This window comes from Streptomyces sp. NPDC037271 (genome assembly GCF_055603605.1).
On record NZ_JBVJVN010000042.1, the window covers coordinates 22,099 to 28,113 of the forward strand.

The following is a 6,015-nucleotide window of genomic DNA, read 5'->3' on the forward strand; positions in this document are numbered from 1 at the left end:
GCTCACCCCGCTCACCCCGGGCGCCGCAGCGCCGCCCTGGCCGCCGTGAGCGCCTGCACGGCGTAGCCGCGCCCGAACAGCACGGCGTGCACCAGCAGCGGGAAGAGCTGGTGCACGCCGACGCGGTCGGCCCAGCCCTCGGCGAGCGGCGCCGCCTCCCGGTAGCCGTCCAGGACCCGGTCCAGGTGCGGGCAGCCGAAGAGGCGCAGCATCGCCAGGTCGGTCTCCCGGTGCCCGCCGTGCGCCGCCGGGTCGATCAGACGGACGTGCCCGTCGGCGCCCCACAGCACGTTGCCGTTCCACAGGTCTCCGTGCAGCCGGGCGGGCGGCTCCGCGGGCCCGGCCAGCTCGGGCAGTCGCTCGCACACCCGCTCCACGTCGGCCGTCTCGGCCGCCCGGACGGTACCCGCGTCGACGGCGCCGCGCAGATACGGCAGTACCCGGTGCTCGGCGTACCAGCGCGGCCAGTCGCTCCCGGTGACGTTGCGCATCGGGGCGAGCCCGATGTACGCGTCCTCGGGTCCGCCGGGCGGCGCGGCACCGAACGCCGGCGCCCCGGCGGCGTGCAGCGCGGCCAGCTCCCGGCCGAACCGGACCGCCGCCCCGGCACTCGCCCCGCCCTGTGCCACACGGTCGGTGACCAGCCAGCGCTCGTCGTCGCCGTGCACCGCGGGGATCCGTACCGCGTGGGCGTCCGCCAGCCACCGCAGCCCGGCGGCCTCGGCCCGCGCCGCTCCGGTGCCGTCGCCGCGTTTGACCATCACCGTGCGCCCGTCGTCGAGGGTGACCTCGGTGAGCGCCCCGGACAGCGGGCGCTCACCGGTCACCGACCGGCCGGTGAAGCGGGCCGCGGCGGCCGAGGGCGAGGAGGCGGGGCACACGCCCACCAGACTAGGGCCGGGCTGCGGCCGACCCGGTGAAAAACGCCCGGTACGCCGATCGGGCACCCCGGGTACGGGGGAGCAGTGGGACTATGACCAGTTCAGCGTTCCATCGCACCATCACCCTGCCCGCCCCCGTGTGCGAACAGGCGGCGCTCCACCTCGAGCAGGCGGTCCAGAAGGCCATCGACGGCGCCGCGACCCCCTGGCGTGCGTTCCGCGGGGCCGACGGCGGCGACTTCGCGTTCTCGGTCCCGGTCGTCGAGCAGGCCGCGGGGTGCCTGCTGGTCCTGGCCGCCGAGAGCGCCCAGAGCCTCCGCCCCTCCGCCCTGCGTGCCCTGATCACCGTCGCCCTCCACCTGCGAGACGCCGCGGAGGCCGTGCGCCGACCCGCGGTTCCCAGCGTGGCCTGGTGAGCGCGGGCGGGCTCCCGCCGGGGCGGGAAAACGCGGTGCCCCGTCCCTGAGCGTGTGCTTGGCTCTGCGGCATGGAATTCACCCGCTTCCTCGACTGCCTCGCGGCCGACCACGACCGGCTGCGGGCGGTCGTCGAGACCGACCCCGGCGCGCCGGTACCCACCTGCCCCGGCTGGACCGTCGCCGATCTGACCCGTCACGTCGGCGAGGTCTACCTGCACAAGAGCGTCGCCATGCGGGAGGGCGTCGAGCGCGAGCCCTGGCCGCCGGAGGAGTTCGCGAAGGAGGAGCCGACGGCGCTGCTCGACCGGGGCTACACCGCACTGCGCGCCGACTTCGCCGTCCGCGCTCCCGAGGATCCGGCCGCCACCTGGTACGGCCCCGACCAGAGCGTCGGCTTCTGGATGCGGCGGATGGCACAGGAGACCGTCGTCCACCGCATCGACGCCGAACTCGCCACCGGCCGGCCCGTCGCGCCCGTCCCGGCCGATCTCGCCGTGGACGGCATCGACGAACTGCTCAAGGTCTTCGCCGCGTACTCCGTCGCCGAGTGGGGCGACTACTTCACCGACGTCCTGGCCGGCTCGCCGGGGTGTACGTTCCTGGTGCGGGCCGGTGACGCGGCGTGGCGGGTGCGGACCGGCCCGGGGGAGTTCACCGTGACGGACGGCGCCGGCGACGGCCCGGCCGACGTGACGTTCAGCGGCACCCCGGAGGCCGTGCTGCGCCGGCTGTGGAACCGGGAGGGCGTCGACGGGGACGACGGCGTGACGGTCGAGGGGGCCCCGGAGGCGGTGGAGGAGCTGCGGCGCTGCATCGTCGTGGCGACCGAGTGAGCGGACGCCCGGCCGGTGCGGGGCGACCGCGCCCGGCACCACGGCCGGCGCGGCGGGCGGCCGCGGCCTCCGGCGAGTCCCCGGAGGCGCAGCACGGCGAAGACCAGGGCACCCGGGGCGGGGTGCGCGGAGGGCCGGGCCACACGTCTCCGGGGCCGCGGGCCGGGCCGCGGATGTGTCCGAGGCCACGCCGCCGACGAGAGCCGGGCCATGTTCCGCGCCGGGAGCCGCGGGCTACGGTCTTCGGGGACCCGTGGTCCCCACGACGACCAGACTCCCTGTCCCCACGACGAGTAGTTCGGACGGCCCGGCAGTGCAGACAGATCTCTCCCCCGTCATCGCGGCGACCGCCCAGTGGCTCACGTGCGCCTATCCGGCGTCCGGCGGCGCGCTGGCCCGCGCCCTGTGCGAGGCGCAGGCGCGGCAGGCCGTGACGGTCGCGGCCCGGCTGCGTTATCCGACCCCGATGGACGTCGCGCTGATGGACGTGGCGGGCCCCGGAGGTTCCGCCCGGCTGGACTGGATCACCGGTGCGGACGGCACGGCGGCCCCCGACCCGGACGGGGACGCCTGGCGCACCTGGGTGGACGAGGTCGTGGCGAGCTGGGCGGCCTGCCTGCTGACCGATCCGGAACTCGCCGCCCTGGCGGTGGCCGCGCTGGACGAGGGCGGCCGCACGACCCGTACGCCGTCCGGTACGCCGGTCGAGTTCCGTCGCCTGCTCGCGCCCGACGAGCACGACCGGCGGGCGGCGACGCTGCTGCGCCACCCCGATCTCGCGGGGCCCGTCGCCGAACTGCACCACGCCCAGCTCGTCGCCCGGCTGGACCCGGGCAGGGCGCTCGCCGCCTAGACCCCTGCCCGGCCGGCGCCGGTCCGCGTCACCCGCCCGGCCCGCACCGACGGGGGAGCGGACGTTCCACGGCCCGGCCCGGCAGACGTTCCACGGGTTCCGCCGGACCGGGTCGCCTCGGCCACCCCCCGCTCAGGCAGCCGCCCCGAGTGCCGCCTGCCCTGGCCCCCTGCTCAGGCAGCCGCCCCCAGAGCCACCCGCTCGGGCGCGTCGGCGTCCCCGGCACGCACCGTCACCGGCGCCGTGGACCGGCGCCCGCGCAGGAGGTAACCCGCGCCGATGGTGCCCGCGATGATCAGTCCGCCCGCGATGAGGGCGCCACGCGCGCCGGCCAGCTCCATCAGCAGCCCGAGGGCAGGCGGGCCGCCGAGGCTCCACACCGTGCCGACGCTGCCCCACACCCCGAGCACCCGGCCCCGCATGTGCGCGGGCGGGTCGGTCTGGAGCACCGCGGTGCCCGCGGTGTCGGAGACGGACTCCACCACGGCCATCGGCAGCACCATCACCAGCAGGACGGCCAGCGACGGCGACAGCCCGGCCACCACCTGCAGCAGTCCGCCCGCCGCCGCCAGCGCGCCCACGATCCGCACGGAGGGCCGGCGCAGCCGGGCACCCAGGACCGCGCCGACGATGCCGCCGGCCGCCAGCACCGTGGAGACCGTGCCGAACGACCCGGCGCCGCCCGCGAGCGGTCCGGTGACGAGCACGGCCAGGGTGAGCTGGTAGTTGCGCCCGAAGACCGCGCTGACCCCGGTGACACCGGCCAGCGCCAGCAGCCGGGGACGGCGCGCGAAGAAGGCCAGCCCCTCCCGCACCGTCATGGCGTCCGCCGTACCGCGGCGTTTCGCGCCGCCGACGTGCTTGACCGCTCCGCGTGCCGGACGCAGGAAGGGGATGACCGAGGCCACGAACAGGAAGGAGAGCCCGTTGGCGGCGTAGGCGGCGGCCGTGCCGAGGAAGCCGACCGTCACCCCGGCCAGCGCGGCGCCGGTGAGCCGGCCCGCCTGGTGGACCAGCGCGCCCACCCCGATCGCGGAGGGCACGTCCTGAGGCGGCACGAGATCGTTGCCCAGCAGCGAACACGCCGGGCCGTCGACGGTGGCGATGACGCCGGTGACGGCGGCCAGCACCATGAGGGAGGTCACGTCGAGCCGGTCGAGCGCCACCATGAGCGCCGTCACGAACGCGACCGCGCCGAGCAGCGCCTGGCTGACCGCGGCGGTCAGTTTCCGCGGCCAACGGTCGACGGCCGCACCGCCGAACACGCTGATCAGCAGCGCCGGCGCGGCCTGGACGGACATCGACAGACCTGTCGCGGCGGCGGAGCCGGTGATCTGCAGGACCAGCAGGTTCTGCACCGTGAGCTGCATCCACGTACCGGCGTTCGACACGAAGTTCGCGACCGACCACCAGCGCATGCTGCGGTACCTCAGGGACCGCCACGGTGAACGGGACGCGGCCTCGGCCGGTGCCGGGGCGGGAGGCGGCGCGGGGGCCGTCGGGGCGGGGGCGGGGGAAGAAGACACAGTGCGCCACTCGAAGACGAGTCGTGAGACCCAGAAGGGAACGGGACGGGAGCGAGAAGACCGGCTGCACTGCGCGGCCACTCCACTGAGCCGGATGACGGCGCCGACCATCGTGACAGAAGGGACCGGCGAGTCATCGCCGGTGCCCACCCTCCAGCTCGGTCGGCCGGGACCAAATCCCCGCCCCGCGCCCGTACTTGACGGGGCGAGTGGGTTTGATCACAGCTCCCGGCGCCCCGGTGCCGGGGGCGCCGGCCGTGACGGTGGCCACAGCGGCCCGCCTGCCCGCCTGCCCGCCCGGCCGCCCGCGCGGTCCGTACGGATGGGGCCGCGGCAGCCGTCAGAGCATGAAAACGACTCGGTGGGGCACCCGGGGCACGCTCGTCAGCGCTTCGCAGGGGAAGGAAGGTCGCCTCATGATGCCGATGGCGGCGTTCGGCCCGCGGGCAGCGGCCCGCCCGGCCTGGGGCCGGGTCCTGGTGACCGGCGGCGCGGGGTTCCTCGGCTCCCGTCTGTGCACCCGCCTGCTGGATTCGGGTGTCGAAGTCGACTGCCTGGACAACCTCTCCACGGGCCGCGCCGAGAAGGTGGCCCACCTCGCCGGCCGCCCCGGCTTCCGCTTCCTGGAACGGGACATCAACGAGCCCGGCTGCGCGGACGCGCTCACCGGCCCCTACGACCTGGTCCTGCACCTGGCGGGCCCCGCGTCCCAGGCCGCCTGGCCGGACCGGCCCGGGGAGATCCTCGACGCGGGCAGCCTCGGCACCCGGGCGGCGCTGGCCGTCGCCGGCCGGGACGGCGCCCGGTTCCTCCTCGCCTCCTCGCCGCCCGGCGCCCACCACGCGAGCGACGCCGACCCGGTCGGCCCGCACAACGCCTGCGCCGAGGCCGTCCGGTTCTCCGAGGCACTGGTCGCCGCGCACGCGGGCGCCCACGGCTCGAACGCCGGGATCGTCCGGCTGTTCCACGGCTACGGCCCCGGCATGCGGACGGACGACGGGGGGACACCGGTCGCCTTCATCCAGCAGGCGCTGGCCGGCCGGCCGGTCACCGTCACCGGGGACGGCAGCCGGACCCACCCCCTCTGCTACGTCGACGACATGGTCGACGGCGTGCTGCTGGTCGCGGCCGGCCGCTCGGTACGGCCCGTGGACATCGGCGGCGACGAGGAGCCCACGGCCGCCGAGATCGCCCGCCGGGTGATCGACCTGGCCGGCTCCGACTCGCCGCTGGCGTTCGTCGACGGGCCGGACGACCGGCCCGTCGAGCCCCGGCCGGTCACGGGCTTCGCCCGCGAGATCTTCGGCTGGCTGCCGGGCGTGACCTGGCAGGACGGTCTGGAACGCACCGTCGACTCCTTCCGCGGACGGCCCGATCCGGTCCCGACGGCGACGACCGCCGAACGGGCGTGGGGGGGGGGGGGGGGGGGGGGGGGGGGGGGGGGGGGGGGGGGGGGGGGGGGGGGGGGGGGGGGGGGGGGGGGGGGGGGGGGGGGGGGGGGGG

At 76.7% G+C, this 6,015-nt stretch carries 6 protein-coding genes; 4 read left to right on the plus strand and 2 right to left on the minus strand.

What is annotated here, in order from left to right; all coding sequences use genetic code 11:
• Window positions 1-11: 11 nt before the first annotated feature.
• The gene (locus tag ACZ7G3_RS35195; RefSeq protein ID WP_470930723.1) at window positions 12-881 is read right to left on the minus strand and encodes a fructosamine kinase family protein; all 870 of its coding nucleotides are present in this window, start codon (window positions 879-881) and stop codon (window positions 12-14) included.
• Window positions 882-973: 92 nt separating this feature from the next.
• Between ACZ7G3_RS35195 and ACZ7G3_RS35200 the strand changes: the two genes are divergently transcribed.
• From ACZ7G3_RS35200 to ACZ7G3_RS35210, 3 genes are all read left to right on the plus strand, one after another.
• Entirely contained in the window at window positions 974-1,297 is a 324-nt protein-coding gene (locus ACZ7G3_RS35200) for a hypothetical protein (RefSeq protein WP_426600887.1), read from the plus strand.
• A 71-nt stretch (window positions 1,298-1,368) separates the two neighbouring features.
• Window positions 1,369-2,133, plus strand: a complete 765-nt coding sequence (locus tag ACZ7G3_RS35205; RefSeq protein ID WP_470930725.1) for a maleylpyruvate isomerase family mycothiol-dependent enzyme — start codon at window positions 1,369-1,371, stop codon at window positions 2,131-2,133.
• A 313-nt stretch (window positions 2,134-2,446) separates the two neighbouring features.
• Entirely contained in the window at window positions 2,447-2,986 is a 540-nt protein-coding gene (locus ACZ7G3_RS35210; protein ID WP_470930727.1) for a hypothetical protein, read from the plus strand.
• Between the two features lie 173 nt (window positions 2,987-3,159).
• Here ACZ7G3_RS35210 and ACZ7G3_RS35215 read toward each other — a convergent pair whose 3' ends face one another.
• On the minus strand, window positions 3,160-4,512 hold the full coding sequence (locus ACZ7G3_RS35215; protein ID WP_470930729.1) for an MFS transporter: 1,353 nt from the start codon (window positions 4,510-4,512) through the stop codon (window positions 3,160-3,162).
• Between the two features lie 416 nt (window positions 4,513-4,928).
• On the opposite strand from ACZ7G3_RS35215, the gene ACZ7G3_RS35220 reads away from it, so the two are divergent.
• The coding region (locus ACZ7G3_RS35220; protein WP_470930731.1) for an NAD-dependent epimerase/dehydratase family protein at window positions 4,929-6,015 on the plus strand (1,087 nt) is incomplete at its 3' end.

Coding starts and splice junctions, on each gene's coding strand:
- ACZ7G3_RS35205 (WP_470930725.1), top strand. CDS start 1,369: ATGGAATTCACCCGCTTCCTCGACTGCCTCGCGGCCGACCACGACCGG.
- ACZ7G3_RS35200 (WP_426600887.1), top strand. CDS start 974: ATGACCAGTTCAGCGTTCCATCGCACCATCACCCTGCCCGCCCCCGTG.